Origin of the sequence: Haemophilus parainfluenzae T3T1, assembly GCF_000210895.1 — a bacterium.
In the GTDB taxonomy this organism is placed as follows: domain Bacteria; phylum Pseudomonadota; class Gammaproteobacteria; order Enterobacterales; family Pasteurellaceae; genus Haemophilus_D; species Haemophilus_D parainfluenzae_A.
Map to the genome: position 1 here is coordinate 1,844,931 of NC_015964.1, position 17,105 is coordinate 1,862,035.

At 39.3% G+C, this 17,105-nt stretch carries 15 protein-coding genes and 1 riboswitch; of the genes, 9 read left to right on the forward strand and 6 right to left on the reverse strand.

From position 1 onward, the window contains the following. Positions 1–231 precede the first annotated feature (231 nt). Entirely contained in the window at positions 232–1,542 is a 1,311-nt protein-coding gene (locus PARA_RS09115; protein ID WP_014065514.1) for a cation:proton antiporter, read from the forward strand. 10 nt (positions 1,543–1,552) lie between these two features. Here PARA_RS09115 and PARA_RS09120 read toward each other — a convergent pair whose 3' ends face one another. Then, positions 1,553–2,230 carry a TIGR01621 family pseudouridine synthase gene (locus PARA_RS09120; RefSeq protein WP_041918276.1) on the reverse strand — a complete coding sequence of 226 codons (678 nt, stop codon included), beginning with the start codon at positions 2,228–2,230 and terminating at the stop codon, positions 1,553–1,555. A gap of 18 nt (positions 2,231–2,248) precedes the next feature. Between PARA_RS09120 and cls the strand changes: the two genes are divergently transcribed. Continuing rightward, positions 2,249–3,709 (forward strand): cardiolipin synthase, encoded by a 1,461-nt coding sequence (cls, locus tag PARA_RS09125; protein ID WP_014065516.1) that lies wholly within the window; start codon positions 2,249–2,251, stop codon positions 3,707–3,709. A gap of 65 nt (positions 3,710–3,774) precedes the next feature. Here the strand turns inward: cls and PARA_RS09130 are convergent, their stop codons facing one another. Then, positions 3,775–5,295 carry a Na+/H+ antiporter NhaC family protein gene (locus PARA_RS09130; protein WP_014065517.1) on the reverse strand — a complete coding sequence of 507 codons (1,521 nt, stop codon included), beginning with the start codon at positions 5,293–5,295 and terminating at the stop codon, positions 3,775–3,777. 60 nt (positions 5,296–5,355) lie between these two features. After that, positions 5,356–5,533, reverse strand: a riboswitch (Lysine riboswitch). Positions 5,534–5,833: 300 nt separating this feature from the next. Here PARA_RS09130 and PARA_RS09135 point away from each other — a divergent pair. From PARA_RS09135 to aroA, 3 genes are all read left to right on the forward strand, one after another. Further along, positions 5,834–6,238, forward strand: coding sequence for an H-NS family nucleoid-associated regulatory protein (locus PARA_RS09135; protein ID WP_014065518.1), 405 nt, complete (start codon positions 5,834–5,836; stop codon positions 6,236–6,238). Between the two features lie 71 nt (positions 6,239–6,309). Then, positions 6,310–7,146, forward strand: coding sequence for a formyltetrahydrofolate deformylase (gene purU / locus PARA_RS09140; protein WP_014065519.1), 837 nt, complete (start codon positions 6,310–6,312; stop codon positions 7,144–7,146). Then, positions 7,146–8,444, forward strand: coding sequence for a 3-phosphoshikimate 1-carboxyvinyltransferase (aroA, locus tag PARA_RS09145; protein ID WP_014065520.1), 1,299 nt, complete (start codon positions 7,146–7,148; stop codon positions 8,442–8,444). The genes purU and aroA overlap by 1 nt, the downstream gene beginning before the upstream one ends. An 82-nt stretch (positions 8,445–8,526) precedes the next feature. On the opposite strand, the gene PARA_RS09150 is transcribed toward aroA, so the two are convergent. Both PARA_RS09150 and folE read right to left on the reverse strand, forming a co-directional pair. Then, a complete protein-coding gene (locus tag PARA_RS09150) occupies positions 8,527–9,702 on the reverse strand; it encodes a multidrug effflux MFS transporter (RefSeq protein WP_014065521.1) in 1,176 nt (391 codons plus the stop codon). A gap of 110 nt (positions 9,703–9,812) precedes the next feature. Then, positions 9,813–10,469 (reverse strand): GTP cyclohydrolase I FolE, encoded by a 657-nt coding sequence (folE, locus tag PARA_RS09155; RefSeq protein WP_014065522.1) that lies wholly within the window; start codon positions 10,467–10,469, stop codon positions 9,813–9,815. A 155-nt stretch (positions 10,470–10,624) separates the two neighbouring features. On the opposite strand from folE, the gene moeA reads away from it, so the two are divergent. From moeA to yedF, 4 genes are all read left to right on the forward strand, one after another. Further along, the gene (gene moeA / locus PARA_RS09160) at positions 10,625–11,842 is read left to right on the forward strand and encodes a molybdopterin molybdotransferase MoeA (RefSeq protein ID WP_014065523.1); all 1,218 of its coding nucleotides are present in this window, start codon (positions 10,625–10,627) and stop codon (positions 11,840–11,842) included. Beyond that, positions 11,842–12,564, forward strand: a complete 723-nt coding sequence (gene moeB / locus PARA_RS09165; RefSeq protein WP_014065524.1) for a molybdopterin-synthase adenylyltransferase MoeB — start codon at positions 11,842–11,844, stop codon at positions 12,562–12,564. The genes moeA and moeB overlap by 1 nt, the downstream gene beginning before the upstream one ends. A 566-nt stretch (positions 12,565–13,130) precedes the next feature. Continuing rightward, entirely contained in the window at positions 13,131–14,354 is a 1,224-nt protein-coding gene (gene yedE / locus PARA_RS09175) for a selenium metabolism membrane protein YedE/FdhT (protein ID WP_014065526.1), read from the forward strand. 40 nt (positions 14,355–14,394) lie between these two features. Next, complete coding sequence (yedF, locus tag PARA_RS09180) at positions 14,395–14,664, forward strand: sulfurtransferase-like selenium metabolism protein YedF (RefSeq protein ID WP_005696304.1); 270 nt, start codon at positions 14,395–14,397, stop codon at positions 14,662–14,664. A gap of 101 nt (positions 14,665–14,765) precedes the next feature. Here the strand turns inward: yedF and PARA_RS09185 are convergent, their stop codons facing one another. Both PARA_RS09185 and pntB read right to left on the reverse strand, forming a co-directional pair. Next, positions 14,766–15,605 (reverse strand): hypothetical protein, encoded by an 840-nt coding sequence (locus tag PARA_RS09185; protein WP_014065527.1) that lies wholly within the window; start codon positions 15,603–15,605, stop codon positions 14,766–14,768. Between the two features lie 120 nt (positions 15,606–15,725). Then, positions 15,726–17,105, reverse strand: coding sequence for a Re/Si-specific NAD(P)(+) transhydrogenase subunit beta (pntB, locus tag PARA_RS09190; protein WP_014065528.1), 1,380 nt, complete (start codon positions 17,103–17,105; stop codon positions 15,726–15,728).

Genomic DNA, 17,105 nt, shown 5'->3' on the forward strand with positions numbered 1-17,105 from the left:
TGTTCCTAATGTGAAAAATTGGGTCTATTATACAAAATAATTGAAATCTTAACCGCACTTTTCCTCTTGTAACAGAAGAAGTGACGCCTATTAATGTAATTACTCTTCAGTTTTAATCAAATGAATTTTTCTCCTTCTTTCTCATTAAAATTTTTCCTAAAAACGCACTTTATAAATAAAACTAAGTTGCTTATACTGGCGGCGCTTTTATTACTTTACTCGGATCATTTTATGAATATTTATACTTACTTGTGTTTTCTCACCACAATAGCCATTCTTATCAGTTTTATCACACGCAAACTGAATGATAATATCCAATATACGATCGCTATCACAGCTACTTCCATGGCTGGATCGCTTTTTCTGGTTTTGTTGGGTTATTTCAACTGGTTTAATTTAGATGATATTGCAACACGTGTTATCGAACGCATTGATTTTAAAGATTTCTTATTAAATGGAATTTTAGGTTTTTTACTCTTTGCAGGAGCCTTGGGCATTAAACTTCCACTCTTAAACAATCAAAAATGGGAAATTACCACTTTCGCTCTGTTTTCAACGCTTGCCTCCACCTTTTTTATTGGTTTTCTACTTTATGGCATAGCCTTACTTTTCGGCTGGCATATTGATTTAATTTACTGCATCTTATTTGGTGCACTAATATCTCCTGATGACCCTATTGCCGTACTTGCCATTATCAAAAACTTAAAAGCCCCAAAACGCTTATCCATGCAGGTGGAAGGCGAATCACTTTTTAATGATGGGATTGGCTTGGTGATTTTCACCACGGTTTTTGCTGTCGCATTTGGCGGTCATGAACCGACAGCAAGCGGTATTCTCCATTTATTTTTTAAAGAAGCTTTAGGCGGGATTGCATTTGGATTGGTTTTAGGTCTATTCGCCCATTATTTGATTTCAGCTACAGATGATGGCTCGCTAGAAATTCTCTTAACCTTAATCGTACCAACCGCGGGCTTTATGCTTGCTAATCTCTTGCACGTCTCAGGTGCATTAGCGATGGTTGTTGCAGGGATTTTAATCGGGAACTGGACTAGGTACACTGGTTTTTCTAAACAAAGCCAACGTTATTTGGATCACTTTTGGGAAATGATCGATCACTTCCTCAACTCATTACTCTTCATTTTGATTGGTTTAGCAATTTTATTGATTCATGTGTCTTGGCAAGGGTTAATTTTAATTTTCCTTGCTATTCCGGTTTGCTTAATCTGTCGCTATGCCAGTGTTTGGTTACCATTCCAAGTCATGAAACGTTATCGTAAATACAATCCTTACACCATGAAAGTACTTACTTGGGGCGCATTACGAGGGGGATTAGCGCTCGCTATGGCGCTTTCTATTCCAAGTGGTCAATTTTATATTGAAGGATTAGAAATGGATGTTCGTGATCTTATTTTAGGTATGACGTATGCGGTAGTGGCATTCTCCATTCTCGTACAAGGTATGACAATTGAGACCTTAATTCGTAAATCAAAAGAAGCCACCATGCGTGAACGTGGCTATACGGGTATCGGATTAGCGAAATAAACGTTATTGATTATTTCTTTGGCTCAGCATTTGCTGAGCCAAATTTTTGAATCTGAGATTGAACGTTCTCACGATGCCACCACTCTCCTTCTTTCGGAGGGGTAAACACATCAAATGCTTTACCTTTAAATTCAAATTGCAATCTTGCAGCATGTAAATAAGTGCGGTCAATTTTTTCAGTGTTTTTACCATAAAGCGCATCACCTAAAATGGGGCTACCTAAGCTTTTCATCGCTACACGCAATTGATGGGTTTTACCTGTTTGTGGCTTTAAGATAAATAATCGTAAATTGGGCTCACAACTTACACTTTCAAAACGCGTAATCGCGGGATTTTCTTTCGATTGGCAAAGTTTCCAGGCGCCGTTTCTGGCCTTTTGCATATCCCCGACAAGCAATCCTTGTTTCTTTTTGGGTTTCTGATTGCTGAGTGCAAGATAAGTCTTTTGGATATGATGTTCAGAAAAAAGTCGGAAAAATTCAGCCGCACTTTCGGCATTTAGTGCCAAAATAAGTAAACCTGATGTCACTTTATCTAATCGATGTACAAGCCAGACTTGTGGCACATTAAGCTGTCTGGCAAGCAAAGTGGTTAAACCAATTTTACTTTGATCTTTATGCACACTTATCCCACAAGGCTTATAAATAATGATAAAATCATCGGTCTGATAAATAATGTCTAATTTCATAAGTGCGGTCAAAAATTAATGAGTTTTGAACATATTATACTGGTTTATATTATTCCCGTGTTAATTTGGGTAGCAGTTCTTTCTGTCACATTGCGTTTACTCGTCAAAAAACAAGCGGTTTCTGCTACGTTGTCATGGCTGATGATTATCTACCTTGTGCCACTGATTGGCGTTATTGCTTATTTAATTTTTGGTGAGATTAAACTCGGTACTCGCCGAGCCAAAGTATTTCAATCATTAAAACCTAAATATACACAATGGCTTCAGCAGCTGTCTGGGCAAAAAGATCTGGTTGCGCATTCCCAGGATCCTCGTTATCGTGCTTTATTTAAACTAGTCCACCACCGCTTAGGTATTCCGAATATTCGCGGTAATGAATTACATATTCTCGACACGCCAGAAAGCATTATTCGAAGTATCATCGGTGATATTCAACAAGCTCGCCACTCCATTAATATGGTGTTTTATATTTGGAGCAATGATGGTCTGATTAATGACGTTAAACAAGCCTTAGAAGAAGCCGTGCAACGTGGTGTTAAAGTTTGTCTTTTACTCGATTCCGTTGGCAGTAATGCTTTTCTGAAAAGCCCTATTTGTAAAGAAATGCGAGAAAAAGGCATTGAAATTACCGAGGCGCTACATGTAAATTTATTCCGGATGTTCTTCAGCCGAATTGATTTACGTCAACATCGTAAAATCATCATCATTGATAATCAAATTGCCTACACAGGCAGTATGAATATGGTGGATCCGAATTTCTTCAAACAAGACAGCAACGTGGGCAATTGGATCGACGTGATGGTGAGAATCAACGGCCCTGTTTCACCAATTTTAAACAGCTTACATGCTTGGGATTGGGAAATTGAAACGACTGAAGAGTTACCCCTTTTATTACCCAATTGCCCACTTGTGGAAATTGATGACAACGATACCCATTCGGTGCAAGTTATTGCGAGTGGCCCCGCGTTCCCGGATGATTTAATTGCGCAATCTCTTGCAACGGTTATTTATGCAGCAAGAGAAAGCATTGTGATCACATCACCTTACTTTGTGCCAAGTCACAATATTGCTGAAGCATTACGTATTGCCGCATTCCGTGGCGTTGATATCACGCTCATTTTACCTAAAAACAATGATTCCTTGATGGTTCGTTGGGCAAGTCGAACATTCTTTGATGATTTACTCGAAGCAGGTGTCAAAATTTATCATTTTGAAGCAGGACTTCTACATACGAAAAGTGTGTTAATCGATAATAAGCTTGCGCTCGTTGGTACAGTAAATATGGATTTACGCAGTTTCCTGCTTAACTTTGAAATCACCGTTGCCGTAGAAGATCGTAATTTTGCCAATGAAGTGGCCACACTCCATGAAAATTATTTAGCGAACTCTTCTGCACTCAATATGCAAGAATGGCTCAATCGACCTTTCTATCATCGAATAATTGAGCGGTTATTTTTCTTGTTTAGTCCATTACTCTAATTCTCATAACAAATACAAAAAGGGCGTACCACACACAGTACGCCCTTTCTTTTTCACGTTTATGCTTAACGTTTTTTCACGATAAACACTAAAGCTACTAAAACAACTGCTGTTGTCACAAATCCAGCTAAACCTGATTCTGTAAAGCCTACCACAATGTAGCCTACAGCGCTTGCTGTTGCGACAGTTGCTGCATAAGGTAATTGTGTGGTGACGTGATCCATATGGTTACATTTTGCCCCAGTTGACGACAGAATCGTTGTATCTGAAACCGGTGAACAGTGGTCGCCACATACTGCGCCAGCCATAACTGCCGACAGACAAGGAAGTAATAACTCTGGTGCTGAGTTAGTCGCCATTGCCGCAGCGATTGGTAACATAATGCCAAATGTCCCCCAGCTTGTCCCTGTTGAGAATGCCATTGCTGAACCAAGGATAAATAAAATTACAGGTAAAAATTGAACTGGAATACTGCCACTCACTAAAGAGGATAAGTATTTACCGGTTTGTGCATCCCCAACCACTTTATTGATTGTCCACGCAAAGAACAGAATAGCAATTGCACCTAACATCGATTTAATGCCGGCAATCCATGCTTTTCCGTATTCTGGTAAAGAAACTTGGCGCTCAAGAATAATCAATAATGTTGACATCGCAACCGCACTTGAACCACCTACAACAAGCGAAATACCTACGGTTGTATTTTCAAACGCACCTAAGAGGCTAAATGGTTTTCCATCTGCTGCTAAGGCTTCACTCCCCGTATGAATCATCATAAAAACTGTGACGGTAATTAAGACTAAAATCGGTAAAATTAAGTTGCGAACTTTACCTTTCACACCTTCAATGACTTCTTCTTTATAATCGCGCTCCATCGCTAATTTTTCATGGCGTGCCATTGATGCAATATCAAATGAGAAATAAGCCACAAAGAATACCATCAATAATGAGAAGATCGCATAGTAGTTCATTGAACTCATAGCAACGAATGCGCCCATTGGTGTATAAGAGGTAATAGAATATGTCGCCAATAAGCCAGCCACAAGAGTAATAATGTATGCTCCCCAGCTTGACACTGGCATCATGACACACATTGGTGCAGCTGTAGAATCAAGAATGTAGGCTAATTTTGCACGAGAAACTTTGAAACGATCAGTAACTGGACGTGCAATCGCACCTACAGCAAGACTGTGGAAGTAATCATCGATAAATGTCACAAACACTAAAGATGCCGCTAATAATTTCGCACCGCGACGACCTTTAATTTTATTTTGTGCCCATTCAGCAAACGCACGGTTGCTGCCTGACACAGTTAAAAGTGCGGTCAATACGCCAAGTAAAACTAAGAAAAACACGATATTCATATTTGAATTCATGCCTTCTTCGCTACTATAAACTAATGCCACAACATTATCTTTTAAATAAATAAGTGCATTCAATGGATTGAAATCAACCAACATTAACGCACCGACAATAATCCCAGCACTGAGGGACACCAAAACCCGACGAGTTGCAATTGCTAAAATAATTGCAAGTAATGCGGGAATAATTGAATAAATAGATGAAGAATAATCGACTAGTTCCATTAAGTTATACCTAATAATTTAATGGAGACAACGGCAAGAAAAGACACAATTATGACCAGACCGAACCGTAGCGCTCCATAGTTAATACACAAAAACTATGACAGTCACGTTCCTTTCGAAGACGTGACCAACCGAATAAGATGACGCCTATTCGATTTCGGCAATCATTCCTTTCCTTTCCTTTCAACGCTATCCACTCCAGGAAAATACTTATAATGACCGCACCTCTACTGTTGTATAGGATGGTGAGAGATTACATTAAAATGAATGAAATTACCAATAAAATCTTATACTTTCCCCTAAATCTATTTTTTAATTTAAAGTTTCTAATGAGGTTGTTAAGACTTTGTTAAGTTGTTTTGTAAGCAAACGTTTGCAATAACACGGAAAAATAATCAACTTTATACAGTGAAATATGATGACATCCGACCAATTAGTTCCTGTATTTAGGCTAATTCATATTTACCAAATATATTATTTTCGCTATTATGTATATCTAGAAAATAATTAAGCATTCACACGCATAAAAGAGGTAATAATGAACGAATTAACAAAAGGTTTAACGAACCTTCGTAGTTTACGCGCTGCTGTACGAGATTTAACATTAGAGCAAGCCGAAAGCTCACTTTTAAAATTACAAGCTGCTGTTGAAGAAAAACGTGCTCAAGCAGCTGAAATTGAACAAGCTGAACAAGAACGTCGTGCTCGTATTGCCAAATATAAAGAATTAATTAAACAAGAAGGTATCACTGCAGAAGAATTAACTGCAATTATTGGTATTGCCCCTTCTTCAATTCGTAAAAAACGTGAACCTCGTCCAGCAAAATACAAATATACTGATGAAAATGGTCAAGAAAGAACATGGACTGGCCAAGGCCGTACGCCTCGTGTGATTCAAAAGGCCTTAGATAAAGGTGCCTCTTTAGCTTCTTTCGAAATCTAATTTCATTATCAACGATGCAGAACCCATTTTTATGGGTTCTCTTTTTTTATTTACCTTGCAAAATATTCATTATGTTAGAAAAGAAAATATTACTGACCGACTGTCCAGATGACAAAGGCTTAATCGCCAAAATCACCAATATTTGTTACAAACATCAATTAAATATCCTTCATAATAATGAGTTTGTTGATTTTGAAACAAAGCATTTCTTTATGCGTACAGAATTAGAAGGGATTTTTAATGAAGAAACCTTGCTAGCTGATTTAGATTATAGCTTGCCGAAAGGAACAAACTGTCGCCTAATCAGTGCAAAACGTAAACGTATCGTGATTTTAGTGACCAAAGAAGCACACTGCATAGGTGATATTTTAATGAAAAATTACTACGGTGCGTTAGACGTAGAAATTGCGGCAGTCATTGGCAATCACGATAATTTACGCGAATTAGTCGAACGCTTTGATATTCCATTCCATTGTGTCAGTCATGAAGGTCTCACGCGTGTGGAACACGATAAATTACTTGCTGAAAAAATTGATGAATATGCACCTGATTACATTGTTTTAGCAAAATACATGCGTGTATTGAATCCAGAATTCGTAGCGCGTTATCCAAATCGTGTGATTAATATTCACCATTCATTCTTACCCGCATTTATTGGTGCAAAACCTTATCAACAAGCCTATGAACGTGGTGTAAAAATTATTGGTGCAACGGCTCACTTTATTAATAACGAATTGGATCAAGGTCCGATCATTATGCAAAATGTGATTAATGTGGATCACACCTACTCTGCCGATGCCATGATGCGTGCAGGGCGTGATGTGGAAAAAACCGTATTAAGTCGTGCGCTTGATCTTGCCTTACATGATCGTATTTTTGTATATAAAAATAAAACGGTGGTCTTGTAATGAAAGCAATCACTTTAGAGCCAATTTCTCGCATTGAAGGTGAAATCAACTTACCTGGCTCGAAAAGTTTATCAAACCGTGCATTATTATTAGCGGCATTAGCTAAAGGCACCACAACGGTCACAAATCTGTTAGACAGTGATGATATTCGTCATATGTTAAACGCCCTTAAAGCGTTAGGTGTGAATTACCAACTTTCTGAAGACAAAACTTGCTGCGAAGTTGAAGGCTTAGGTGGCGCATTTCAGGTTGAAAATGGCCTATCACTTTTCCTCGGCAATGCCGGTACGGCCATGCGCCCTTTAACGGCTGCACTTTGTTTAAAAGGCAAAATTGAAGGCGAGGTTATTTTGACCGGTGAGCCTCGTATGAAAGAACGCCCAATTAAACATTTGGTTGATGCGCTTCTTCAAGCGGGTGCCGATGTTCGTTATTTAGAAAATGACGGCTACCCTCCACTTGCAATTCGCAATCAAGGGATTAAAGGTGGCGTAGTTGAAATTGACGGTTCAATTTCTTCTCAATTTTTGACCGCACTTTTAATGGCTGCTCCGCTTGCTGAGGGCGATTTAGATATCCATATTGTGGGTGATTTAGTCTCAAAACCTTATATTGATATCACCCTCGCGATGATGAAAGATTTTGGTGTTTCGGTTGAAAACCACAACTATCAAGTGTTTAAGGTGAAAGGTAATCAATCCTATGTGTCACCTGGTAAATACATGGTGGAAGGTGATGCTTCATCTGCCTCTTATTTCCTTGCCGCCGCCGCGATTAAAGGCAATGTAAAAGTGACAGGAATTGGCAAACATTCCATTCAAGGTGACCGTCTATTTGCCGATGTGCTAGAAAAAATGGGCGCCAAAATCACTTGGGGTGAAGATTTTATTCAAGCAGAACAAGCAGAGCTCCACGGCATTGATATGGATATGAACCACATTCCTGATGCAGCTATGACAATAGCGACAACCGCCTTATTTGCAAAGGGTGAAACCGTTATTCGCAACATTTATAACTGGCGTGTGAAAGAAACTGATCGTCTTGCCGCTATGGCTGCCGAGTTGCGAAAAGTCGGTGCGGAAGTTGAAGAAGGTGAAGATTTTATTCGAATTCAACCGCTTGCCCTTTCTCAATTTAAACATGCCGAAATTGAGACCTATAACGATCACCGTATGGCAATGTGCTTTGCGTTGATTACATTATCGGATACACCCGTCACGATTTTAGATCCCAAATGTACGGCTAAAACGTTCCCAACATTCTTCGATGAATTTGAGAAATTAAGTATTCGAAACTAATGCTAAAATAACAAAAGGCGAACAAATTAATGTTCGCCTTTTTCTTTCTCAAAAATACCGTCAAAAATGACCGCACTTTTCACTACTCTGCTGAAGTTGGGATTTTATGACGAATCGACCAATAGATAGCTAGCCCCAATACTCCACAAGCTAAAATCACTAAAGCAGTTGAATAGAAAATATTGCCGATACCCACTAACGGAGAAACTACACCGCCTAAGAAGAAAGGAGCAAAACCTAATAATGCAGAAGCACTGCCCGCATATTGACGCTCACTTTCCATCGCTAGAGTAGAAATCGCAGGGAAAGTAATACCCATTAATAACAACATGGCAAAGAAACCGATTTCAACAAATAACCAGTATGGCTGAATAATCAATACCGCAATGGTATAAAGTGCAGCAACCACAAAAGCCAATACGCCAATTGCTAAAGCCTGACGATTTGGCAATTTACCACCAATATTTGCCCCGATGACTAACGCAGCACCATTCGCCCCAAAACATAAACTAAAGATAAATGCGCTTAATCCATAGAAACTTTGTAAAATAAATGGTGAAGCAGCAATATAAGCAAACATTGCGCCAAGTAAAAAGCTTTCAATACCAACATAACTCATAAATAAACGGTTTTTGATAATCACACCAAAGGTTGAGAATGTGGCAAATATTGAACCTTGTAAGCGATTTTCGACGCTTAAGCTTTCTTTCAAACGGAAGCAAAAAAATAAAACAACCACACCAATCAAAGCAAGGAAAACAAATACCCCTTTCCAGCTAATGTATTCCAATAATAAACTACCAAGAATTGGCGAAATAATTGGCGCGATCCCGTTAATTGTCATTAATAAACCAAAGAAACGTGTCATTTCACGCCCACGATAAAGATCCGTTGCGACAGCACGAGAAATAACCACACTTCCTGCCGAAGAAAGTCCTTGAATCACTCGCAAGACAATCATCGCTTCAATATTTGGTGCATAAACGATTAAGATCGTGCTGATGATATAAATCACCAATGAAATAATAAGCGGAATTTTTCGCCCAAATTTATCACTGAGTGGTCCAAGAAGTAACTGTCCTACCGCTAAACCAATCATGGCTGTGGTGAGCGTAAGCTGTGTCATTGAGGCACTTGTTTCAAAAAAGCTCGCAAGTTGTGGCAATGAAGGTAAATAAAGATCTACCACAAATGGGCCAAAGGCTGAAAGGACACCGAGTAATAACACAAGAAACAATTTTGAATTGGCTTTTGTCATAAAAATCCTCAATAAAAATCAAAATAGAAATAAAAAAATGAAAGGGGCTAATTTTACTTATCTTCGCATAATAAATAAACAAAAAAGCACCGGACTCTCGGTGCTTCTTGTTATTTCTGAATGGAAGATAAAAATTCCTTTCGAGTTTCGCGATCTTCTAAAAAGACCCCACCATAGGCTGATGTCACGGTATAACTATGAGTATCTTTTACCCCACGCGCTTTCACACAGAAATGTGTCGCTTTCACATAAACGGCCACATCATCCGTTTCTAAAATCGTTTGAAATGCTATTAAAAGCTGTTCGGTTAAACGCTCTTGCACTTGTGGGCGTTGCGCAAAAAACGCCACAATGCGATTGATTTTAGACAGCCCAATCACCCAATCTTTCGGGTAATAGGCGACGGCGACATTACCATCAATCGTCACAAAATGATGTTCGCAAGTACTGGTTAAGGTGATGTCATTCACTTGCACCATTTCGCTCACTTTCATTTGGTTTTTGATTTTCGTCATTTTCGGGAAATTGGCATAATCCATTCCACTGAAAATTTCATCAATAAACATTTTAGCTAAGCGATTTGGTGTTTCTTCTAGGCTATCATCACGTAGATCTAACCCAATCAATTTCATCACTTCACGCATATGCGAAGCAATCGCCTCTCGGCGCTCATCTTTACATTGAGTCGGGTCAATCATTGGGGTTTCGATGCCTTTAGCTACCAAGGCTCGGCGGACATTTTCCGCATCAGGTGAAATCGCGTTCATTCACTTTCCATTTATAAAAAAATAATGCGGCATTTTAGCAAAAGATGAATTATTCGTAAAATGCGAAAAATCACCCTAATTTATTAATTTCCTTCATATTGTATTTCGGGCTACAATATATCGACTTTTATTCTGATTAACCTAAAGGATTAATTATGTTGCCACTTGAAGATGCCTTGGCGCAAATGCTCCACCAACTTCCCTTCCCAACAAAAACTGAAACGCTAGCTTTAACTGAAGCGGCGGATCGTGTCTGTGCGGAAGATGTGATTTCTCCGATTAATGTGCCTTCTTTTGATAACTCAGCGATGGATGGCTATGCGGTTCGTTTAGCCGATTTACAGCAATCCATGACACTTTCTGTCGCAGGAAAATCTTTTGCGGGTAATCCATTTCAAGGGGAATGGGTAGCACAAAGTGCGGTCAGAATTATGACGGGTGCGATGATTCCTGAAGGTGCCGATGCGGTGGTCATGCAAGAAGAGGTCACCGTCAATGAAGATGGTTCTGTTACCTTTTCTGCCTTACCTAAAGCCAATCAGAATATTCGCCGCATCGGTGAGGATGTGAAAAAAGGTGATGTGGTATTACATCAAGGCGATGAGTTAAATGCCGTTTCTTTACCTTTACTCGCCTCATTAGGTATCGCAGAAGTCAAAGCTTACCCACGCTTAAAAGTGGCGGTGCTTTCAACCGGTGATGAATTAGTCCCTGTCGGCCAACCGTTACAAGCGGGACAAATTTATGATACCAACCGTTTCACCGTGAAATTAATGCTAGAAAAATTAAATTGTGATGTGCTTGATTTCGGTATTCTGCCAGATAACCAAGCGGAATTTGAAGCGGCTTTTGTGAAAGCGCAAGCTCAAGCAGATCTTGTCATCACAAGCGGCGGCGTTTCGGTGGGTGAAGCTGACTTCACGAAAACTGTGTTAGAAAAAGTCGGTCAGGTGAATTTCTGGAAAATTGCGATGAAACCCGGCAAACCATTTGCATTTGGTAAATTAGAAAATGCTTGGTTCTGCGGTTTACCCGGCAATCCGGTCTCTGCATTAGTGACATTCTATCAATTGGTTCAACCGGCTATCGCTAAATTAAGCGGTAAAAAACACCCGAAAAAACAACCGCACTTTCAAGCGATTGCCCAAACTAATTTGAAAAAAGCGCCTGGCCGTTTAGATTTCCAACGTGGTTTCTATCAAATTAATGAAAATGGTCAACTTGAAGTGCATCCAGTGGGTTTCCAAGGCTCGCATTTATTCAGTTCTTTTGTGAAAAGTAACTGTTTTATTCGCCTTGAAAAAGATCGTGGCAATGTCGCTGCAGGCGAAATAGTTACCATTGAACCGTTTAATCACCTATTGGGGCAATAATGGCTGAATTAAGCTACGAAGAAGAACTGCGTTATAACCGCCAAATTATCTTAAAATCGGTCGATTTTGACGGGCAAGAAAAACTCAAAGACAGCCGAATGTTAATTGTCGGTCTGGGTGGTTTAGGCTGTGCGGCAAGTCAATATCTTGCCGCCGCTGGCGTGGGTCATTTAACCTTGTTGGATTTTGATACCGTATCGCTTTCCAATTTGCAACGTCAGGTGTTGCATACCGATAGCCGATTAAATATGCCTAAAGTGGAATCGGCTAAAATCGCGTTACAACAGATTAATCCTCACGTCGAAATTGAAACCATCAATGCACAACTTTCCGAAGAAAAACTCGCGGAAATCATACCGCACTTTGACGTGGTACTCGATTGTACCGATAACGTGGATATTCGTAATGCGCTCGATCGTGGTTGTGAGAAAGCGAAGATCCCGCTAATTTCAGGTGCGGCAATTCGTTTAGAAGGACAAGTATCCGTCTTTACTTATGAACCCAATACCCCAACCTATCGCCAGCTTAGCCAGCTCTTTGGGCAAAATGTTTTAAGTTGTGTAGAAGCAGGCGTACTAGCGCCAATTGTGGGCGTTGTTGGTTCTATTCAAGCCTTAGAAGCCATCAAAGTGCGGTTAAAAATCGGTTCAAATTTATGTGGACGCTTGTTGTTGATCGATGGATTAACCATGCGTATCCGAGAAATGAAATTGCCTGTTTAAGTTTTCTCTTAACATTTAGGCAGACAGAAAGTTTGTCTACACAAATCATTATTATGACTTAGCATTGAAACAACGTATGGATATTCTCTTTGAGTGTATTTTCCGTTTATTTTTTGAAGGATTATTTGAATTTCTATTCAATAAATATTCCAAATTAAGTTGGGGATTATGGTATGTATTTTCCCTGTTATTTGGTTTCTATTTCTTTAATTTCCTTAATATGGATAAATCTGCTTGGGTAATTTGTTTATTAGCTATTCTAGCTGGTGGACTTACAATGCTTATTACCCTAGTCTTCGTTTTTTTAATTAAAAAATTGATATTGAGGAAAAAATAAGGGCGATAGATTGACTTTATTCTCTCATCTTAAAATTCAAAATTACCCACAAATAATTATCCATCCCCTCGTGCATTACCCAAAAACAAATGCTATTATCTTGTTCGACAATTCATTTGTCTATATCGCAAGTTTTGTGTATAGGAAAATGGTAGACACTTCAAAAATCTCTTCATTTTATACCGCACTTGCAAATCATCATTTCATCATTTTAAGGATTAACTCTCTCATGAAAGAGGTTTTGCAACAATTTAAACAAAATTATCTGATTAAATACTGGAATCCTGTCGCGGCAGTTATTGCTGCGGGGCTTATTTCAGCTTATTACTTTGGGGTAACTGGCACTTATTGGGCCGTTACGGGGGAATTTACCCGTTGGGGCGGTCATGCTTTGCAAGCGCTAGGCATCGATGTGTCCAACTGGAGCTACTATAAAATTATCGGCATGCAAGGCACGATTTTTACTCGTATTGATGGCGTGATGATTTTAGGTATGTTCGCGGGATGTATTTCGGCTGCACTTTGGGCAAACAACGTGAAATGGCGTAATCAACCGCACAAACGTCGTATTGTTCAAGCCCTCATCGGGGGTGCATTAGCCGGTTTTGGGGCACGCTTAGCAATGGGCTGTAACCTCGCTTCTCTCTTCACCGGTATTCCACAATTTTCGGTTCACGCTTGGTTCTTCACTATTGCTACTGCTGTAGGTACTTACGCAGGCGTAAAAGTCACCTTACTCCCGATGTTCCGTGTGAAATTAGAATTGAAAAAAGGCGCGGCAAAATTACAAGAAACGGATCCGAAACAAGCAAATCGTCGTTTTTGGATTGGCATGGTGGTCTTTTTTGCTTACCTAATTGCTTCACTTTATGTGATGACAAACTCCATCAAACTGGGTTTTGCGATGCTTTGTGGTTTAGCTTTCGGTTTATTAATTGAACGAGCTCAAATTTGCTTTACTTCCGCTTTCCGTGATTTATGGGTAACCGGCCGTGCTTATATGGCAAAAGCCATCATCTTCGGTATTATCGTTGGTACGCTTGGCGTATTCAGCTACATTCAATTAGGCGTCCCTGCCAAAATCATGTGGGCGGGTCCAAATGCGATTATCGGTGGTTTATTATTTGGCTTCGGTATCGTATTAGCAGGCGGATGTGAAACCGGTTGGATGTATCGTTCAATGGAAGGACAAGTTCACTTTATGTGGGTAGGTGTGGGTAACGTTGTTGGTTCAACCTATTTAGCCTACGCATGGGACGATCTTGCTCCTGTACTTGCGTTAGATTACGAAAAACTAAACTTATTGAAATCCTTTGGCCCTGTTGGCGGTTTATTAGTGAATTACGGCTTGCTTATTCTCTGCTTAATTGCTGTTGTTTGGTGGGAACGCCATTTCTTGAAAAAAGCCAAAGCTAAAATCGCAGCAGCAAATCCACAAGCTTGTGGTTGCTAATTAAATATTAACGAATTCATTCCAAAAAGAGGACATTATTATGGCATTTACCGTTGTTCAAAAATTAGATAAAGATCCAAAAGACATCACCCCAGATTACACGTTAGATACGCTAGGTGAACCTTGCCCGTATCCAGCAATCGTGATGCTCGAAACCATGCCACAATTACAAAAAGGCGAAATTTTAGAGCTATTAAGTGACTGCGCTCAATCTATCAACAACATTCCTGTTGATACTAAAAACCACGGTTACACACTATTAAGCGTAGAACAAGATGGCACCAAATTACGCTATTTGATTCAACGTTAATGTAAAAAGTGCGGTCAATTTTGACCGCATTTTTATATTTTTTAGCAAGACACATCTGATAAAAAACAACCCCATTTTACTATCAGCGCTTACATTGAATCCTATTCATAATACTCGTATTGATAAGTCTTTTTGGTCTTCCATACCCCATCTTTGTTATAGATTATCTCTTCAATAACATTACCATGTTTATCAAATTGGTATGATACGGTTATCCAGTTGATGCGTATTCCAACGCTAAACATTTCACTTTTTAATAAGCGATGATTTTTATCAAAAGAATTTTTCACACTATTGATAAAAACGTTTAAAGATTCGGTAAATGAACCATCATTTTCGTAATGATAAATATCGCAATCTTTTTCTACATTATCTTCAATACGACATATTTTACTCAGTTTACCATTTTCATAATCGTATTTTTTTATATCTGATGTTGTTTTATTCTCTACATCATACTCTTGAGTTTTGAGCAAAGTACCCGCTTTATCATAAAAATGCTCTTTATATGATGATGAAAAATCCGGTGTGTCCTTATATTCTACAAACTGCATGACACCACTACCATCTGGATTATCTACATAACGATAAAATGCACTAAATGTTTTCAGCTCAGGATTGGTTTCAGTTACATTATCATCTTGAATTTCTAATAATCGATTCTGATCATCATACTTATAGTAACGAATTGTGATCTTTTCTTTATCAAAAAGAACGCCCTGTTCCTTTTCTTTTATCAAAAAGCCTTGTTCGTTATAAAAGCTATCTAGATAACTTACTGTCCCATTATCGGGCAAGGCTGAATTACCTTCCTCCTTGGATTTAATTGATTTCACTTTTCCTTGTAAGTGATGCTTTGCCCAATCATTCTCAATTGGAAATAGCGCGAAGGCAGAAGTTGAAAAAGAAAAAAGGAATAGAAAAAGGATGTGTTTATTCATGAAAATCTCTTAAAAAAATTAAATACTGAATGATTCTAAATAATTACGAGAAAAATTCAATAAACAAAAAACCGCACTTTAATCTCTCAAAGTGCGGTCAGTTTTACTTCAGTTTTTTGCTTATTTGTTTAATGCAGTAAGAATGTCATCAACACGTTCTTTTGCATCACCAAAGAGCATTTGAGTATTTTCTTTGAAGAATAATGGGTTTTGAACGCCTGCGTAACCTACCGCCATAGAGCGTTTGAATACGATAACGTTTTGAGCTTTCCATACTTCTAACACCGGCATACCGGCGATTGGGCTGTTTGGATCTTCCATTGCAGCTGGGTTTACGGTATCGTTTGCACCGATAACCAATACCACATCAGTATCTGCGAAATCATCATTAATTTCATCCATTTCAAGCACGATGTCATAAGGTACTTTTGCTTCCGCTAAAAGTACGTTCATATGACCCGGTAAACGACCTGCAACAGGGTGAATACCAAAACGCACGTTAATGCCACGCTCACGCAATTTCGCCGTAATTTCAGCCACTGGATATTGCGCTTGTGCTACCGCCATACCATATCCTGGTGTGATGATTACAGAGCTTGCATTTTTAAGTAATTCAGCCACTTCTTCTGCGGTTGTTTCACGGTGTTCACCTTGCTCTTCATCAGAAGATACTTGAACATCATTACCAAAACCACCTGCGATCACGCTGATAAATGAGCGGTTCATCGCTTTACACATAATGTAAGAAAGAATCGCACCAGAAGAACCCACTAATGCACCGGTAACGATAAGCAAGTCATTGCTCAACATGAAACCCGCTGCAGCTGCTGCCCAACCAGAATAAGAGTTAAGCATTGAAACCACAACCGGCATATCCGCACCACCGATAGATGCCACTAAGTGCCAGCCGAATGCAAGAGCAATCGCGGTCATGAGTAACACTGGGAAGATATTATCTGGGTTGTTTAAGAATGCCACCATCAAGAAAGCTGAAACCACTAATGCCGCTAAATTTAATTTATGGCGATGTGGCAACATTAACGCTTTTGAATTGATTTTGCCGCTTAATTTACCGAATGCTACGATAGAACCCGTGAATGTTACCGCACCGATGAAGATCCCTAAGAATACTTCAACGTTATGGATATTCATTAACACTGGATCAGTTTCGTGTGTTAAGCCGTAGCTGTTAAAGCCTACGAGCACTGCTGCTAAACCTACAAAGCTGTGAAGGATCGCAACGAGTTCAGGCATTTCAGTCATTTCAACTTTTAATGCACGTTGAACACCAATCACGCCACCGATGATCATCGCAATGATGATCCATAATGTGCCTTCAGATTGCGGGCCGAAAATGGTTGCAACAAGGGCAATTGTCATACCGACAATACCATACCAACAACCGGCTTTTGCCGTTTCATGTTTAGAAAGACCGGCTAAGCTCATAATGAAAAGTAATGCAGCAATAATATAGGCTGCTTGTACTAAACCTTCAGACAT

Excerpts from the sequence above, each read along its gene's own strand:
- PARA_RS09115 (WP_014065514.1), top strand. The coding sequence starts at position 232 with ATGAATATTTATACTTACTTGTGTTTTCTCACCACAATAGCCATTCTT.
- PARA_RS09120 (WP_041918276.1), bottom strand. The coding sequence starts at position 2,230 with ATGAAATTAGACATTATTTATCAGACCGATGATTTTATCATTATTTAT.
- cls (WP_014065516.1), top strand. The coding sequence starts at position 2,249 with ATGAGTTTTGAACATATTATACTGGTTTATATTATTCCCGTGTTAATT.
- PARA_RS09130 (WP_014065517.1), bottom strand. The coding sequence starts at position 5,295 with ATGGAACTAGTCGATTATTCTTCATCTATTTATTCAATTATTCCCGCA.
- PARA_RS09135 (WP_014065518.1), top strand. The coding sequence starts at position 5,834 with ATGAACGAATTAACAAAAGGTTTAACGAACCTTCGTAGTTTACGCGCT.
- purU (WP_014065519.1), top strand. The coding sequence starts at position 6,310 with ATGTTAGAAAAGAAAATATTACTGACCGACTGTCCAGATGACAAAGGC.
- aroA (WP_014065520.1), top strand. The coding sequence starts at position 7,146 with ATGAAAGCAATCACTTTAGAGCCAATTTCTCGCATTGAAGGTGAAATC.
- PARA_RS09150 (WP_014065521.1), bottom strand. The coding sequence starts at position 9,702 with ATGACAAAAGCCAATTCAAAATTGTTTCTTGTGTTATTACTCGGTGTC.
- folE (WP_014065522.1), bottom strand. The coding sequence starts at position 10,469 with ATGAACGCGATTTCACCTGATGCGGAAAATGTCCGCCGAGCCTTGGTA.
- moeA (WP_014065523.1), top strand. The coding sequence starts at position 10,625 with ATGTTGCCACTTGAAGATGCCTTGGCGCAAATGCTCCACCAACTTCCC.
- moeB (WP_014065524.1), top strand. The coding sequence starts at position 11,842 with ATGGCTGAATTAAGCTACGAAGAAGAACTGCGTTATAACCGCCAAATT.
- yedE (WP_014065526.1), top strand. The coding sequence starts at position 13,131 with ATGAAAGAGGTTTTGCAACAATTTAAACAAAATTATCTGATTAAATAC.
- yedF (WP_005696304.1), top strand. The coding sequence starts at position 14,395 with ATGGCATTTACCGTTGTTCAAAAATTAGATAAAGATCCAAAAGACATC.
- PARA_RS09185 (WP_014065527.1), bottom strand. The coding sequence starts at position 15,605 with ATGAATAAACACATCCTTTTTCTATTCCTTTTTTCTTTTTCAACTTCT.
- pntB (WP_014065528.1), bottom strand. The coding sequence starts at position 17,105 with ATGTCTGAAGGTTTAGTACAAGCAGCCTATATTATTGCTGCATTACTT.